The organism is Methylocystis echinoides, assembly GCF_040687965.1.
In the GTDB taxonomy this organism is placed as follows: domain Bacteria; phylum Pseudomonadota; class Alphaproteobacteria; order Rhizobiales; family Beijerinckiaceae; genus Methylocystis; species Methylocystis echinoides_A.
Genome location: NZ_CP156084.1, coordinates 906,043 through 920,409, shown reverse-complemented (window position 1 = coordinate 920,409; position 14,367 = coordinate 906,043). Strand labels below are relative to the sequence as shown.

Here is a 14,367-nt window from a genome sequence, read left to right as displayed (position 1 = left end):
GATCATTGAAGGCCGGCGTCAGCGCCGGCCTTTTTTGCGTCCGCGCGCCGGCTTGTCGGCGGCGTCGGCTAAGCCTTCCGTGAAGCCGACGAGAACTTCGTACTCTTCCTGCGCCTTGCCGTTCGCCGGCGCCGACAGCGGCTCGGCGAGAAGACTGAAATCGGCGCGCGTCCCGTTGGCGGGGATGACGGCGTTGATTCGATAGTTCTTCGAGGAGACGATCGAATCGTCCTTGGTCTGGCGCAGCGCGACCCGAATGGTTCCGCCGTAAGAGCCAGGCGCGCCGGCGGGGCCGAGCATGGCGTCGCCCTCGACGCCGACGCGGATGACGATCTGGTCGCCGTTGAGGATGCATTCGCGCGCGATGTTCTTGATCGATACCTGGTGATGCACGCTCGCCGCGTCCGCGCCGGCGGGCGCGCGCAGCATCTGCGCGCCGTCCTCCGCGACGATCACGGGACAATCGGTCGTGGCGCCAGGCGTTTGCGGCGATTCCTTTTTGCCGCCGAGGGCCTCGGGCCATTTGGGGAAATCGAAGGCCGTCGCCTCCTGCGCGCCGGACGCCGCCAAGAGGACGAGCGCCGCCAATCCAGCAAAACCCTTGTTCATTCGTGTGAGCGCTCCTCTCGAGGGGCCGCCGTTTCTCATGGCAGCTTCGCGAAACCTTCCTTGAAGCCCTGCAGCGTCAAGGGCAGGCCAATGCCTTCTTCCGGCACCTGATGAATGATGAAGGTCGCCATCTTGCCGTTTTTCAGCTGGTCGACGAGCTTGTCGTCCATCATCACTTCGGCGACGCAGCCGGTTGGCAGACATTTGACAAAACCGGCGCGCCCAATGTCCGTTTGGTCGATTTTCAGACCAAGGCCGTTCGGCAACAATACGCCGAGCGGCGCGACCACGCGCAGCAGGCGGCTCTTGCCGTCGCTGGTCTTGAGCACGATCACCACCAGATTGACGTTGTTCTTGTCTTCGGCGACGACGCTTTGAACCAGCGCGCATTGTTCGGCGGCCGCGCCGGCGGGCGTCTCGCAGCGAATCTCCCAGTCGCCATATTTGGATTTGACCACGCCCTGGGCCAAAGCGGCGCCGCTGACGGCCGCGAGCGCGGCTCCTAAGATGCCCGCGACGAGATGTCGCAAGGGGCCAGGGGACGTCGCGGCGCGCAGAAGACTCATGATCTCTCCAAAAAGCAGAGGGGCGTTCCTGCGCCGACTATGTGCGGAAAAAAGGCCGCATCGCGGCGCGCCGTTGCCTAGCAAATCGAATGAGCCTGTCAAGCCGCCGCCACGCGCGCGCCGCGCCGCGCACCTTGCGGGAATCTTTTCAGCGCGACCATTTGTCAGCCGCGGTACGGCGACGCAGCAATTGCGTGTGGCTTGCGTTTGTGGTTGAACCGGGCCGGGTCGGGCAAAAGCTTGCGGCGGCGAAAGCGTGCTCGAAAATTGCATGAAAAGAATGACACTGTCTGACGAAAAGGTGCGAAAGGCGACCTGCATGTCCACGGGCAATCGAAACTTCCTTTCTGTCGGCGCGCTTGCGGCGGCCGTCGCGCTTCCGGTCGTCCTCTTCGCCGGCTTCGCCTACGCCCAGGTGGAGGGGCAGCCAACGCCGGGCGGCATCGGCCTGCCGGCGACCGTGACCGAGGTCGGCCGCGAGACGCAGTTCTTCTACAACGGCATCCTGCTGCCCATCATCACCTTCATCGCGCTGTCGGTTCTCGGCCTGCTGCTCTATGTCTCCTGGCGCTACAATGAGCAGGCCAGCCCCGTGCCCTCCAAGCTGACGCACCACACGGGCCTCGAGATCGTCTGGACCCTCATCCCCATCCTGATCCTGGTCTTCATCGCCATCCCGTCGTTCCGCATCCTCGCCCATCAGGTCGAGATTCCGGAATCCAAGCTGACCATCAAGGTGACGGGCAATCAGTGGTACTGGTCGTATAAATATCCGGAGGATCAGGGGGGCGGATTTGGCTTCGACCAGCTCATGAAGCCCGATGCCGAGCTGAAGGAGGGCGAGCCCCGCCTGCTCGCCGTCGACAATGAGGCCTATGTGCCGGTCAACGAGGTGGTGAAGCTGCAAATCACGGCCGCGGACGTCATTCACTCCTTCGTGATCCCCGCCTTCGGCGTACGCATGGACGCGGTGCCGGGCCGTTTGAACGAGACCTGGTTCAAGGCCGAGAAGGAAGGCGTCTATTATGGCCAGTGCTCGAAGATCTGCGGCAAAGACCACGCCTTCATGCCGATGGCCATCCGGGTCGTGAGCCGCGAGAAATACGACGAGTGGCTGGCCGAGTCGAAGAAGAAGTTCTCGGCCGCCGAGTCGCGCACGCGCCTCGCCTCGAGCGAGCAGGCTCGCTAACCCGACGCAAGACAACATAAGACATCGAGGACAAAACGATGGCGAGTTCGACTGCCGCAGCGCATGACCATCCGAGGGGCCTGCGCCGCTTTCTCTTCTCCACGAACCACAAGGACATCGGCACGCTCTATCTGATCCTTGCCGTCATCGGCGGCGTGGTCGGCGCGCTCATGTCTGTCGCAATCCGCGCGGAGCTCATGTATCCGGGCATCGGCGTTTTCCCGGGACTCGCGCAGCTCATCAACCACGCCGACCCCTCGATGGGCGCCGACGCCGGCAAAAATCTCTACAACGTCTTCATCACCGCGCATGGCGTGCTCATGATCTTCTTCATGGTCATGCCCGCGCTGATGGGCGGCTTCGCCAACTGGTTCGTGCCGATCATGATCGGCGCGCCGGACATGGCCTTTCCGCGCCTCAACAATATCTCCTTCTGGTTCCTCGCGGTCTCGCTGATCCTTCTGGTGCTGTCGATGTTCGTCGAGGGCGCGCCGGGCATGATGGGCTTTGGCGGCGGCTGGGTCTTCTATCCGCCTCTGTCCTCGAACATCGGCCATCCCGGTCCGGCGATGGACTTCGTCATTCTGTCGCTGCATCTCGCGGGCGCGTCGTCGATCCTGGGCTCGATCAATTTCATCACCACGATCTTCAATATGCGCGCGCCCGGCATGACGCTGCACAAGATGCCGCTGTTCGCCTGGGCCATGCTGGTGACGGCCTTCCTGCTCGTTCTGACGCTTCCGGTTCTCGCCGGCGCCATCACCATGCTGCTGACGGACCGCAACTTCGGCACCATGTTCTATGATCCGGCCGGCGGCGGCGATCCGCTGCTGTTCCAGCATCTGTTCTGGTTCTTCGGCCATCCGGAAGTCTATGTGCTGATCCTGCCGGCCTTCGGCCTCATCAGCCATATCGTGTCGACCTTCTCCAAGAAGCCGGTCTTCGGCTATCTCGGCATGGCCTACGCCATGGTCGCCATCGGCTTCCTGGGCTGCATCGTGTGGGCGCACCACATGTATACGGTCGGCCTGTCGCTCAATGCGCAGCGCTACTTCGTCTTCGCCACCATGGTGATCGCGGTGCCGACCGGCATCAAGGTGTTCTCCTGGATCGCCACGATGTGGGGCGGTTCGATCACCTTCCGCGCGCCGATGGTCTGGGCGATCGGCTTCATCTTCGTCTTCGTCATGGGCGGCGTCACGGGCGTCGTGCTGGCGAATGCGAGCGCCGACCGTCAGCTGCACGAAACCTATTTCGTGGTGGCGCACTTCCACTACACGATGTCGCTCGGCGCGGTCTTCGCCGTCTTCGCGGGCTTCTACTACTGGTTCCCGAAGATGACGGGCTATCTCTACAATGAGACCCTGTCGAAGGCGCACTTCATCGTGTTCTTCATCGGCATCAACCTCACCTTCTTCCCGCAGCACTTCCTCGGCCTCGCCGGCATGCCGCGCCGCTACATCGACTATCCGGACGCTTTCGCGCTCTGGAACTACATCTCGTCGATCGGCGCGTTCATCGGCGTGCTGAGCATGCTGATCTTCTTCTACGCTGTGTATGAAGCCTTTGCGCGGAAGCGTGAGGCGGGCGCGAATCCGTGGGGCCCCGGCGCCACGACGCTGGAATGGACGCTGCCTTCGCCGCCGCCCTTCCACCAGTTCGAGGTGCTGCCGCGCATCTCCGGACCGGGCCACCAGTAACAGACGACAACAGCCGGCGCGGGTATGACCCTGCGCCGGCTGCCGCGATAACCGCGGCCTACTCGTTCCTGTCAGTGTCAAGAGCGACGGCGATGAGCGACGCATCCTATCTCGACGACGGCCAGAGCCCGCGCATTCCGGTTGCCGCGCCGTCCGATTATTTCCGGCTCTTGAAGCCGCGCGTCATGTCGCTTGTCGTGCTGACGGCGCTCGCGGGGCTTCTGCTCGCGCCGACGCCGCCGCATCCTTTCATCGTCTTCACCGCGCTTCTCGCCATCGCTGTGGGCGCGGGCGCGTCGGGCGCGCTCAACATGTGGTTCGACGCCGACATCGATGCGGTGATGACCCGCACGCGGCTGCGCCCGATTCCCGCCGGCCGCATGGAGCCCGAATCGGCGCTCGCCTTTGGCCTCGTGCTGGCGCTGTTCTCGGTCTTCACGCTGGGCTTCGCCACCAACTGGCTGGCGGCCGCGCTGCTCGCCTTCACCATTTTCTTCTACGTCGTGATCTATACGATGTGGCTGAAGCGTTCGACGCCGCAAAACATCGTCATCGGCGGCGCCGCCGGGGCGCTGCCGCCGATCGTCGGCTACGCCGCCGCGATGGGCGACGTCTCGCTCGCGAGCGTGGTCTTGTTCGCCATCATCTTCGTCTGGACGCCGCCGCATTTTTGGGCGCTGGCCATCCTCAAGCATGAGGACTACGGCCGCGCCGGCGTTCCGATGATGCCCAATGTCCATGGCGCCGACCGCACGCGGCTCGAGATCCTGATCTACTCGCTGCTGCTCGCGCCGCTTGGCGTCCTTCCCTGGCTGATGGGCTTTGCGACAGGCGTCTATGGGGTCGTCGCGATCGTTTCGGGCCTCTATCTCGTCTGGCTCGCGGTGCGGGTCTATCGCAAGCGCGAGGGCGACGCAGCGCGCCGCGCGTCACTGCGGCTGTTCCTGTTCTCCATTTCCTATCTGTTCCTGCTGTTCCTCATTATCGTCGCCGAGCGCGCCGCGCATCTCGCCGGATACGTCTAAGCGGGACAAAAGGGAAAACACATGAGCAGCCAGCACAATGAGACGAGAGGCGGCCAGGCCGAGGACGGCGTCGTGCTGACCCCCGAGCAGGCGCGCAGCCGGCGCGCCCGCAACATCGCCATCGGCGTGGCCGTGGCGCTGCTCGCCATTCTGTTTTACGCGATCACGGTGGTCCGGCTCGGCGGCGCCGTCGCCAGTCGGGCAATTTGAGATGACCGGGCCGGCCCCAGAAAAGACGCGTCGCTCTCCGCGCGCCGTCGCCGCGGCGCTGGTGATTGGCTCTCTGGGCATGCTCGGGCTTTCCTTCGCCTCCGTGCCGCTCTACCGCGCCTTTTGCGCCGCGACCGGTTTCGGCGGCACGCCACAAGTGGGAAAAACCGTCGCCGCCACACAGGGCGAACGCCATTTGACAGTCCGCTTCGACGCCAATGTCTCGCGCGATCTGCCCTGGCGCTTCGAGCCGGAGGTCGCGAAAGTTTCCCTGCGCACGGGCGAGACGACGACGGTCTATTACAAGGTCGCCAATCTCTCCGACAAGGAGACGAGCGGCCAGGCCGCCTACAACGTCAGCCCCGATCAGGCGGGCGCCTTTTTCGTGAAGGTGCAGTGTTTCTGCTTCGACGAGCAGCGTCTGGGCCCGCATCAGACGGCCGAATGGCCGGTCGTTTTCTATCTCGATCCCGCGCTCGAATCGGACGAAACGATGCGCCGGGTGCAGGAAATCACCCTGTCCTATTCCTTCTATCCGACCAAATCGCCGGCGAAGACCAGCGACGCGGCCGGGCAGAAGCCAAAGTCCTGACCGCCGGCGACGCACGGCGGGAAGCGTATAACCTAAGAACACGCCGGGCGACCGGCGCATGACGAGGAAAACTAAAAATGGCCGACGGACACGCGAAACCTCAACACGATTATCACCTCGTCGATCCGAGTCCGTGGCCGATCGCCGGCGCCTTCGCCGCGCTCGCCACCGCCATCGGCGCCATCATGTGGATGGCGCAGCACAAGGGCGCGCCGATCTACGGCCAGACCTGGGGCGGAACGCTGTTTTTCGCGGGCTTTGCCGCGATCCTCGCGGTCATGTACGGCTGGTGGAGCGACGTCGTCCGCGAGGCGCAGGACAAGGGCGATCATACGCCCGTCGTCCAGCTGCATCATCGCTACGGCATGATTCTGTTCATCCTGTCCGAGGTGATGTTCTTCGTCGCCTGGTTCTGGGCCTTCTTCAACTCGAGCATTTTTCCCGACGACGTCTGGCAGGTGACCCGCACCGAACTGTTCCAGGGCGTTTGGCCGCCGAAGGGCGTCGAAGTGCTGAGCCCGTGGAAGTTGCCGCTGCTCAACACCGTTATCCTTCTAACCTCCGGCGCGACGCTGACCTGGGCGCATCACGGCCTGCTCCACAACGACCGCGACCAGCTCAAGAAAGGCCTGATCGCTACGATCGCGCTGGGCCTGCTGTTCACGGCCATCCAGGGCTATGAATATGCCCATGCGCCTTTCGCCTTCTCCTTCGATCCGGCGCATCCGGCGGCGACGAATTACGGCTCGACCTTCTTCATGGCCACGGGTTTCCACGGTTTCCATGTGATCGTCGGGACGCTGTTCCTGATCGTGTGCCTCGCCCGCGCCTTCAAGGGCCACTTCAAGCCGGATCAGCATCTCGGCTTCGAGTTCGCCGCCTGGTACTGGCACTTCGTCGACGTGGTCTGGCTGTTCCTGTTCTTCTGCATATATGTTTGGGGGAACTGGGGCGGCGCGATGGAGTAAGGCTCCGCGAGCAACCTCACGACCGGATTGAGACGGTCACGGCGCCGCCGTGGCCGTTTTCTTTAGCAAGCGAGCTTAGAATGGCTGAAGAGCAGGTTTATCCGCCCGCGCAAATCTACATTGACGGGTTGCTCGGCAAGTGCCCCCGCTGCAGCAAGGGACATATGATCAAGGGGCTTCTGCAGGTCGCGCCGCAATGCGAGGTCTGCGGGCTCGACTTCTCCTTCGCCGACACCGGCGACGGGCCGGCGATCTTCGTGATGACCATCGCCGGCTTCATCATTGTCGGCCTCGCCTGGTACATCGAGGTTGTTTATCAGCCGTCGTACTGGATCCATGCGCTGATCTTCCTGCCGCTCTCGGTGATCGTCTGCGTCGGGCTGCTGCGCCCAACGAAGGGTCTGTTGATCGCCCTGCAATATTTCAACAAGGCGGAAGAGGGCCGGCGCGAATCATGAGGAGCGGCGCGCGGGCGCTGTGGGGACCGGCGGTCGCGACCGCGCTCGTCTTCGCGCTGCTCCTCGGCCTCGGCGTCTGGCAATTGCGCCGCCTCGGGGAGAAAGAGGCGCTCATCGCCCGCGTCGAGGCGCGCGTCCATCTCGCGCCGAAGCCCGTCCCGCCGCGCAGCGAATGGGCGTCGCTTGCGCCCGCCGACTATGAATTCGCTCATGTGGCCGCCGAAGGCAGTTACCTTCCGGGGCGAGACGCGCTCGTCTTCATGAAGCCGCCGGAGGGCTTCGGCCTCGAGCCGGGCTATATGGTCGTGACGCCCTTCGCCCTCGCCTCGGGCGGCGAGATTCTCGTCGAGCGCGGTTTTATTCCGGCGTCACGGGCGGATGACGCCGCAGGGCGCGCGCCGCCGGCGGGCGACGTCACGCTCACCGGCCTTCTGCACGCCCCCCAGCGCCGCAACTTTTTTACGCCTTCGGATACGCCGGACCGCTTCACCTGGTTCACGCGCGATCCCGACGCCATCGCCGCCCGGCTGGGCCTCTCGGACGCCGCGCCCTTCACGCTGGCGCTCGAACGCCCCTCGAGTGCGGGGCCGAGCGGCTTGCCGCGCCTCGTTCCGGCGACCCCGGAATTCGCCAACAACCATTTGTCCTATGCGCTCACCTGGTTCTCGCTGGCCGTGGCGCTCGTCGTGATCTTTATGATTTTTGCCCGCGCCCGTCTGGCCCGCGACGGCTAGATCGCGCACACGCCAATGCTTGCGAGGCGCGCGAATATGCTATGAAAGGCGCCGACGCGCGTCCTCGCGTCGCCTGCCCGAATGGATCGAGACAGTTGCGTTATCTTTCGACGCGCGGAGAAGCCGCGCAGCTTGCCTTCGAGGATGTTTTGCTCGCCGGCTTGGCGACGGACGGCGGTCTTTACGCGCCGCTCGCCTATCCGCATGTCGCGCCGGGCGAGATCGCGGCGCTTGCCGGCGTTCCCTACGCCGAGGCGGCGGCGCGGCTCATCGCGCCTTTCGTGAGCGAGGCGGCGTCGGAGGCGGGGCTGCCGGGCCAGGCCGAGGCGGCCTATGCGAGCTTCCGCCACCGCGCCATCGCGCCGCTGACGCAGATCGCCGACAACCTGTTCGTCCTGGAGCTTTTCCACGGGCCGACGCTCGCCTTCAAGGATCTGGCGATGCAGCTTCTCGGCCGCATGATGAACGACCTCCTGGAAAAGCGGAATCTGCGCGCCACCATCGTCGGCGCGACCTCCGGCGACACGGGCGCCGCCGCGATCGAGGCGTTTCGCGGCCTGCCGCGCGTCGACGTCTTCATCCTCTATCCGCATGGGCGCGTCTCGGAGGTTCAGCGGCGGCAGATGACGACCGTCGCCGACGACAACGTCCACACGATTGCGCTGCAAGGGACCTTCGACGACGCGCAGAACATTCTCAAGCGGCTGTTTCGAAACAAGCCGTTCCGCGAACGGGTCGCGCTCGCCGGCGTCAATTCGATCAATTGGGCGCGCGTCGTCGCACAGATGGTCTATTATTTCACCAGCGGCGTGGCGCTCGGCGCGCCGCATCGACGCATCTCCTACGCCGTGCCCACCGGCAATTTCGGCGACGTGCTCGCCGGCTATATCGCCAAGCGCATGGGCCTGCCGGTCGACCGGCTGATCGTCGCCACCAACGCCAACGACATTCTCGCCCGCGCGCTGGCGACAGGGCGATACGAACCGCGCGGCGTGACGCCGACGCAGTCGCCCTCGATGGACATTCAGGTTTCCTCCAATTTCGAGCGCCTCCTGTTCGACGCGACGGGCCGCGACCATGCGGCGGTGCGCGCGGCCTTCGCCTCGCTCGAGCAGTCGGGCGCCTTCGAGATCCCGCCAGCGCCGCTCGAGGCCATTCGAGCCGAATTCGAGGCGCTGTCGGTCGGGGAGGCGCAGACCACGGCGGAAATCGCTCGGACATGGCGCGAAGCCGGCTATGTGCTCGATCCGCATACGGCGACGGGCGTGCGCGCGGCGCGCACACGGCTCGAAAAGGACCCCGCGACGCCGGTCGTCGCGCTCTCGACGGCGCATCCCGCGAAATTCCCGGAGGCGATCGAGCGGGCCATCGGCCACCGGCCGCGATTGCCCGAGCCGCTTGCAGCGCGCCTCGAGGCGCCGGAGCGTTTCACCGTTCTCGAAAACGACGAGGCGCGCGTCGCCGCCTTCATCGCCGAGCGCGCCCGCGCGGCGCAAATTTGAGCGTTACGGGTTGGACATGGCTCTCTTTGGCGTCATTGGCCGTCGCGACATGCCGATCCGGGGCGAGGGGGTGTATCTGCGCCCCTCGGAGATGCGCGACTATGTCGAATGGTCGACGCTGCGCGAGAAAAGCCGGGCGTTTCTCACGCCCTGGGAGCCCATCTGGCCCGCGGACGACCTCACCCGCGCCAGTTTCAGATATCGTGTGCGCCGCCACGCCGAGGAAATGGCCCGCGACGAGGCCTATTCCTTCTTCGTCTTTCGGGAGGAGGACGACGCGCTCATGGGCGGCCTCTCCTTCGGCCACGTCCGCCGCGGCGTCTCGCAGGCGGCGACGCTCGGCTATTGGATGGGCGAGCCCTACGCCGGCAAGGGCTATATGACCCGCGCAGTGCGGGCGGCCTGCGCCTATGTTTTCGAGCGCCAGGGGCTGCACCGGATCGAGGCCGCCTGCCTCCCCAATAACGAGCCCTCCAAGCGTCTTCTGGAGCGGGTCGGCTTTCGGCAGGAGGGTTATGCGCGGGCCTATCTGAATATCAACGGGCAATGGCGCGACCATCTGCTGTTCGCGCTTCTGGAGTCGGACCCCATCCCACCGGGAAAACCTCGCTAACCATACCGTATTTTTATTGCTGAGTTTACGTCTCGCTTCCTGTAGCTTCGCCATATTCCGGCAGACTCGGGAAGCGCGTCGTGATCCTCGACGATATTGAGACGACTCTCGTGGGCGGCGCCGCCGTCGCCCGGCTCGATCTGATGCAGACGGCGCGGCTGATGCTCGATCTGGCGCAAGCCCCGGCGCGGCCGGAAGGGCCCTATTACTTCACCTCGGTGAATGGCGAAGTGCTGGCGCGCCGGGTCTTCGACAAAGAATTCGCCCGGTTGATCGACAACGCCGACTCGATTGCCGCCGACGGCCAGCCGCTGGTCTCGGCTTCGCATCTCTTTTCGCGAAATCCGTTGCCGGAGCGGGTCGCGACAACCGACCTCTATCCGGTCGTCGCGCTGCTCGCGCAACAGACGGGCGCGAGCTTCTATCTTCTCGGCGGGAGCGAAGAGGCGAACCGCGCGGCCTTCGAGGCGACGCGGCGCGCGGCGCCCGATCTGAAAATCCTCGGCCGTTCGCACGGCTTTCTGGAAGGGCGGCGCCTCGCGGAGAAGGTCGACGAGATCAATGCGCTCGCGCCCGACATGCTTTGGCTCGCAATGGGCGTTCCGCTCGAGCAGCATTTCGTGCGCGACTATGCGCCCCGCCTGAAGAATTGAAGATCATCAAGACGTCGGGCGGGCTGTTCGACTTCATCGGAGGGACGAAGCGGCGCGCGCCGAAATGGATGCAGCGGCGCGGGCTCGAATGGGCGTTCCGGCTCGGGCTGGAGCCGAAGCGGCTCGCCAAGCGCTATTTGACGACAAACCCCGTCGCGGCGTTCCTGTTGTTGACGCAGACGCGTTGACGAGGTTTCCCCGAAGCGGGCTTTAACCGATCCGCCCTGCGAGCCGTCCCCACAGCGCATTGCCGGCGTTGAAGACGTAATCCAGCCGTGCGCTCGTGACGCTCTGCGCGCCCTTGCCGATCAGCCAGTCGGCCAGCGCCGGCGCGTGTTTCGTCGGGCAGGCGAAGGTCGCCGTCTCGCCTTGGCGCTCGCGCAGGCGCGCGCCGAAGGTTGCTTCCGCCGCGCGCAGCGTCTCGTCGGAGAGGGGCAGGGCGGCGCGCACCTCGCGAGTCGTGCGGGCCGCCTCTTCCGCCGCGATGCGGGAGAGGATCACCCGCGCGGCTTCGCGCGCCGTCTCGCTCCAGGGCGCGGCCAGCGAGGCGACGAGATTGGCCTGGGAGCGCAAAATCACGCCGTCTTCCAGCACCTTCAGCGCATTGGCGGCGAGGGTCGCGCCGGTCGTCGTAATGTCGACGATGAGATCGGCGGAGCCCGCCGCGGGCGCCCCTTCGGTGGCCCCGGAGCTCTCGACGATGCGATAGTCGCCGACGCCGTGCTGCGCAAAGAAACGGCGGGTCGTGTTCACATATTTCGTGGCGACGCGCAGCCCGCGCCCGTGCCGGGCGCGAAAGCCGTCGGCGATGTCGGCGAGATCGGCCATGGCCCGAACGTCGATCCAGGCCTGCGGCGCGGCGACGACGACATTGGCGTGGCCGAAGCCGAGCGGCGCGAGCAACTCGATTTTGCTGTCCGGGTCGGCGATTTCTTCGCGCACGAGATCTTCGCCGGTGATCCCGAAATGCGCCTCGCCGCGCGCCAGGCGGCTCGTGATTTCGGAGGCCGAGAGAAAAGCGACTTCGACGCCGTCCAGCCCGGCGATGGCGCCGCGATAGTCGCGGGCGCCGCGCCCCTGAGTCAGCTCCAGACCCGCGCGGGCGAAGAAGGCGTTGGCGTTTTCCTGAAGGCGGCCCTTGGAGGGCGTCGCGACGATGAGTTTTTGCGTCATGCCGCGCCCCGCGCTTCGGCGGCGCGCGCCAGCCGGTCGATCCAGACGGCGGCGCCCACGGCCGGAATGTCCGCCGTCGCGCCCAAGGTCTTGAGAAGCCGGTCGTAACGGCCGCCGCCGATGACGGGCTCGCTCGACGCCGCCTGCCGCGCCTCGAAAACGAAGCCCGAATAATAGTCGAGTTGCCGGGCGAAGCTCGCCGAGAAAACCATGGCGTCGAGATCGAGGCCGCGCGCGGCGATGAAGCTCGCGCGCGTGTCGAAGCGGTCGAGCGCTGCGGCGAGATCGAGCTTCGCATCCTCGGCGAGGCGGCGCAAGGCCGCCGAGGCAATGTCGGGCGCGCCCTCGACGACGAAAAAGGCTTCGGCGAGCGCGCGTTTTTCCGGCGAGATTCCGGCCCCCTCCGCGAGCGTCGCCTGGTCGAGAAAGCGCTCGGCGATCTCCGCCGCGCTGCGGCCGCCGACCGCCGTAATGCCGGCGATGGAGAGAAGGTCTTCGACGAGCCGCCGCGCGTCGGCCGGATCGGCCTTGGTCAAGGCGGCGAGCACGCCGGCCTTTTCGGCGCCGTTGCGCTGCGGCGGCGTGAAAATCTGCGACAGCGACTGGCCGCGCGCATGGCCCTTCTCGACGCGACGGCGCCACACCGGCGGCAGATCGAGCCCATCGAGAAAGGCGCCGACCAATCCGGCGTCGCCGATGCGCACGGCGAGGTCGCCGGCGCCGGCGGCGCGGGCGGCGTCGAGGGCGGCGCCGAGAATTTCCGCGTCGGCCGCCTCCCGGTCTTCGCGGCCGAAACTCTCGATGCCCGCCTGAAGAAATTCGCCTTCTCCCGCCGCGCCGTGCATGGGCGCGCGAAAGATCGATCCGCCATAGGCGAAGGCGGCGGCCCGCCCGGCCTGCGGCGCGGCGAGATAGTCGAGGCAGACCGGAATCGTGTATTCCGGCCGCAGGCACAGTTCAGCGCCGGAGGCGTCGGTGGTCAGATAGAGATGGCCGCGAAAATCCTCGCCCGAGCGGTCGAGAAAGACGCCCGCCGGCTGCAGGAGTTTCGGCTCATGGCGGGTGAATCCGGCGCGCTCGAAATGCGCGAGGACGGCCGCAAGTCTGTCGGCGCCTTGTCTCTCCGGGGCTTTCTCTGCGGCGGTCACAATCTTCCTTCCGATTTTGGCGCTTTCTTTAGCAAGCGCCCGCCCCCTGCGCACCCGCTTTCCGGCGGAAAGGTGAATACCCCCGCGGATTTTTTGCCAAGGCGCGAAAAAGCCGCGTCCCGGAGGACGCGGCTCGGTTTTCTAAGCGTATCTCACGGGCCCGTCAGCGCCGGTGCTCCCACCCCCGGCGGGAGGCTTCCGAATGGCCCCTGGGGTCGCCGCGCCAGCCTCGGTGCTCGGCCCCGCGCTCCTGGCCGCCGCCTCGCGCCGCGCCGCGTTCCTCACCGCGCTGTTGCCCGCGCTCCTGCCCGCGCGCCATGGCGCCCCGGTCTTCTTCGCCGCGGGCGCCGCCCCGCTCCTCTTCGCGGCCGCGCGAACGGCCGCCGCCGCCTTCGCGCTCTTCCCGGCCGCGCCGCGCCGCCTGCGCGTGCCGCTCGGGCTCTCCATGCCAGCCGCGTTCGCCTTCCCGGCCGCCGCCGCGCGCAGACCGGCGCTCGTCATAGGCGCCTTCCTCGCGCTCAGCCCAGCCGCGGCCCTCTTCGCCCTCTCTCTCCCAGGTCGACCGCTCCTCCATGCCGCGGCCCCCTCGAGCGCCGCGCATGCCGCGTCCGCCGCTCGGCGGGCCGGCCCAGACTTCCTCGTCCTGGGCCAGCGTCACATGCAACGCCTTGGGTTGCGGCAGCAGAAGCTCCTGGGAGAATTCATCCATCAGCTCCTCGCGCCGCGCCGCCATGCGCCGCCCGAGGGCGGCCGTGTCGACGCCGCCTTCCTGCGCCTTGTTGAAGATGCTTTCGGCGCTCTTTTCCTCTTCCTGGACGTGGTGGCGAACATATTCGCCGAGCACCGACACCTTCGCGTCGAACATGGGATCGGCCGTTGGGGTTCCCATGGCGATTTCCGCGATGAGAATCTTCGCCGTATCGTGCTCCACCTGCGCCTCGTCGAGGAGCGGGTCGTCGACGTGCTCGCGGCAAGCCGGGTAGAAAATCTCTTCCTCGAGCTCTGCGTGAATCGTCAGCTCGAGGCAGATCTGCTGCGCGAGCTTGGCTTTCTCGGCGCGCCGGCGCGCCTGCTCATATTTGTCGAAAAGCTGCTCGACCCGGCGGTGGTCGGACTTGAGCATTTCGATGGCGTCGGTCTTTTGCCCGCCGTCGCCATTCGACCGCTCGCCTTTGGCGGACACATTCTCTTTGTCCCATTCGCTTTGCTTCGCCATGGGGGTGCCTC

At 66.0% G+C, this 14,367-nt stretch carries 17 protein-coding genes; 12 read left to right on the top strand and 5 right to left on the bottom strand.

Translation table 11 applies throughout. The features are described 5' to 3' along the window. Positions 1–18: 18 nt before the first annotated feature. Entirely contained in the window at positions 19–609 is a 591-nt protein-coding gene (locus tag RVU70_RS04410; RefSeq protein WP_363349867.1) for a hypothetical protein, read from the bottom strand. Positions 610–644: 35 nt separating this feature from the next. Beyond that, positions 645–1,175 (bottom strand): invasion associated locus B family protein, encoded by a 531-nt coding sequence (locus tag RVU70_RS04405; protein WP_363349866.1) that lies wholly within the window; start codon positions 1,173–1,175, stop codon positions 645–647. A gap of 319 nt (positions 1,176–1,494) precedes the next feature. Between RVU70_RS04405 and coxB the strand changes: the two genes are divergently transcribed. The 12 genes from coxB (at position 1,495) to RVU70_RS04345 (ending at position 11,007) form a co-directional block, all read left to right on the top strand. After that, entirely contained in the window at positions 1,495–2,364 is an 870-nt protein-coding gene (coxB, locus tag RVU70_RS04400) for a cytochrome c oxidase subunit II (RefSeq protein WP_363351213.1), read from the top strand. Positions 2,365–2,402: 38 nt separating this feature from the next. After that, positions 2,403–4,064 (top strand): cytochrome c oxidase subunit I, encoded by a 1,662-nt coding sequence (gene ctaD / locus RVU70_RS04395; RefSeq protein ID WP_363349865.1) that lies wholly within the window; start codon positions 2,403–2,405, stop codon positions 4,062–4,064. 92 nt (positions 4,065–4,156) lie between these two features. Further along, a complete protein-coding gene (locus RVU70_RS04390) occupies positions 4,157–5,089 on the top strand; it encodes a heme o synthase (RefSeq protein WP_363349864.1) in 933 nt (310 codons plus the stop codon). Positions 5,090–5,110: 21 nt separating this feature from the next. Further along, positions 5,111–5,299 carry a hypothetical protein gene (locus tag RVU70_RS04385; RefSeq protein ID WP_363349863.1) on the top strand — a complete coding sequence of 63 codons (189 nt, stop codon included), beginning with the start codon at positions 5,111–5,113 and terminating at the stop codon, positions 5,297–5,299. A gap of 1 nt (position 5,300) precedes the next feature. Then, positions 5,301–5,891: a cytochrome c oxidase assembly protein gene (locus RVU70_RS04380; protein WP_363349862.1), complete on the top strand. Its 591-nt coding sequence runs from the start codon at positions 5,301–5,303 to the stop codon at positions 5,889–5,891. Between the two features lie 77 nt (positions 5,892–5,968). Next, positions 5,969–6,859: a cytochrome c oxidase subunit 3 gene (locus tag RVU70_RS04375; protein WP_363349861.1), complete on the top strand. Its 891-nt coding sequence runs from the start codon at positions 5,969–5,971 to the stop codon at positions 6,857–6,859. 80 nt (positions 6,860–6,939) lie between these two features. Next, positions 6,940–7,317, top strand: a complete 378-nt coding sequence (locus RVU70_RS04370) for a DUF983 domain-containing protein (protein WP_363349860.1) — start codon at positions 6,940–6,942, stop codon at positions 7,315–7,317. Beyond that, on the top strand, positions 7,314–8,051 hold the full coding sequence (locus RVU70_RS04365) for an SURF1 family protein (protein WP_363349859.1): 738 nt from the start codon (positions 7,314–7,316) through the stop codon (positions 8,049–8,051). Before RVU70_RS04370 ends, RVU70_RS04365 begins: the two co-directional genes overlap by 4 nt. Positions 8,052–8,146: 95 nt before the next feature. After that, entirely contained in the window at positions 8,147–9,553 is a 1,407-nt protein-coding gene (thrC, locus tag RVU70_RS04360) for a threonine synthase (RefSeq protein WP_363349858.1), read from the top strand. 16 nt (positions 9,554–9,569) lie between these two features. Then, entirely contained in the window at positions 9,570–10,166 is a 597-nt protein-coding gene (locus RVU70_RS04355; protein WP_363349857.1) for a GNAT family protein, read from the top strand. 80 nt (positions 10,167–10,246) lie between these two features. Beyond that, on the top strand, positions 10,247–10,819 hold the full coding sequence (locus tag RVU70_RS04350) for a WecB/TagA/CpsF family glycosyltransferase (RefSeq protein ID WP_363349856.1): 573 nt from the start codon (positions 10,247–10,249) through the stop codon (positions 10,817–10,819). Continuing rightward, positions 10,816–11,007 (top strand): WecB/TagA/CpsF family glycosyltransferase, encoded by a 192-nt coding sequence (locus RVU70_RS04345; protein ID WP_363349855.1) that lies wholly within the window; start codon positions 10,816–10,818, stop codon positions 11,005–11,007. The genes RVU70_RS04350 and RVU70_RS04345 overlap by 4 nt, the downstream gene beginning before the upstream one ends. 22 nt (positions 11,008–11,029) lie before the next feature. On the opposite strand, the gene hisG is transcribed toward RVU70_RS04345, so the two are convergent. The 3 genes from hisG to RVU70_RS04330 form a co-directional block, all read right to left on the bottom strand. After that, a complete protein-coding gene (hisG, locus tag RVU70_RS04340; protein WP_363349854.1) occupies positions 11,030–11,992 on the bottom strand; it encodes an ATP phosphoribosyltransferase in 963 nt (320 codons plus the stop codon). Further along, positions 11,989–13,140, bottom strand: coding sequence for an ATP phosphoribosyltransferase regulatory subunit (locus RVU70_RS04335; RefSeq protein WP_363349853.1), 1,152 nt, complete (start codon positions 13,138–13,140; stop codon positions 11,989–11,991). Before RVU70_RS04335 ends, hisG begins: the two co-directional genes overlap by 4 nt. 163 nt (positions 13,141–13,303) lie before the next feature. After that, positions 13,304–14,356 (bottom strand): hemerythrin domain-containing protein, encoded by a 1,053-nt coding sequence (locus tag RVU70_RS04330; RefSeq protein ID WP_363349852.1) that lies wholly within the window; start codon positions 14,354–14,356, stop codon positions 13,304–13,306. Positions 14,357–14,367 lie beyond the last annotated feature (11 nt).

Bases quoted from the DNA above. Each gene is read 5' to 3' on its own strand.
- RVU70_RS04410 (WP_363349867.1), bottom strand. From the start codon at position 609: ATGAACAAGGGTTTTGCTGGATTGGCGGCGCTCGTCCTCTTGGCGGCG.
- RVU70_RS04405 (WP_363349866.1), bottom strand. From the start codon at position 1,175: ATGAGTCTTCTGCGCGCCGCGACGTCCCCTGGCCCCTTGCGACATCTC.
- coxB (WP_363351213.1), top strand. From the start codon at position 1,495: ATGTCCACGGGCAATCGAAACTTCCTTTCTGTCGGCGCGCTTGCGGCG.
- ctaD (WP_363349865.1), top strand. From the start codon at position 2,403: ATGGCGAGTTCGACTGCCGCAGCGCATGACCATCCGAGGGGCCTGCGC.
- RVU70_RS04390 (WP_363349864.1), top strand. From the start codon at position 4,157: ATGAGCGACGCATCCTATCTCGACGACGGCCAGAGCCCGCGCATTCCG.
- RVU70_RS04385 (WP_363349863.1), top strand. From the start codon at position 5,111: ATGAGCAGCCAGCACAATGAGACGAGAGGCGGCCAGGCCGAGGACGGC.
- RVU70_RS04380 (WP_363349862.1), top strand. From the start codon at position 5,301: ATGACCGGGCCGGCCCCAGAAAAGACGCGTCGCTCTCCGCGCGCCGTC.
- RVU70_RS04375 (WP_363349861.1), top strand. From the start codon at position 5,969: ATGGCCGACGGACACGCGAAACCTCAACACGATTATCACCTCGTCGAT.
- RVU70_RS04370 (WP_363349860.1), top strand. From the start codon at position 6,940: ATGGCTGAAGAGCAGGTTTATCCGCCCGCGCAAATCTACATTGACGGG.
- RVU70_RS04365 (WP_363349859.1), top strand. From the start codon at position 7,314: ATGAGGAGCGGCGCGCGGGCGCTGTGGGGACCGGCGGTCGCGACCGCG.
- RVU70_RS04355 (WP_363349857.1), top strand. From the start codon at position 9,570: ATGGCTCTCTTTGGCGTCATTGGCCGTCGCGACATGCCGATCCGGGGC.
- hisG (WP_363349854.1), bottom strand. From the start codon at position 11,992: ATGACGCAAAAACTCATCGTCGCGACGCCCTCCAAGGGCCGCCTTCAG.
- RVU70_RS04330 (WP_363349852.1), bottom strand. From the start codon at position 14,356: ATGGCGAAGCAAAGCGAATGGGACAAAGAGAATGTGTCCGCCAAAGGC.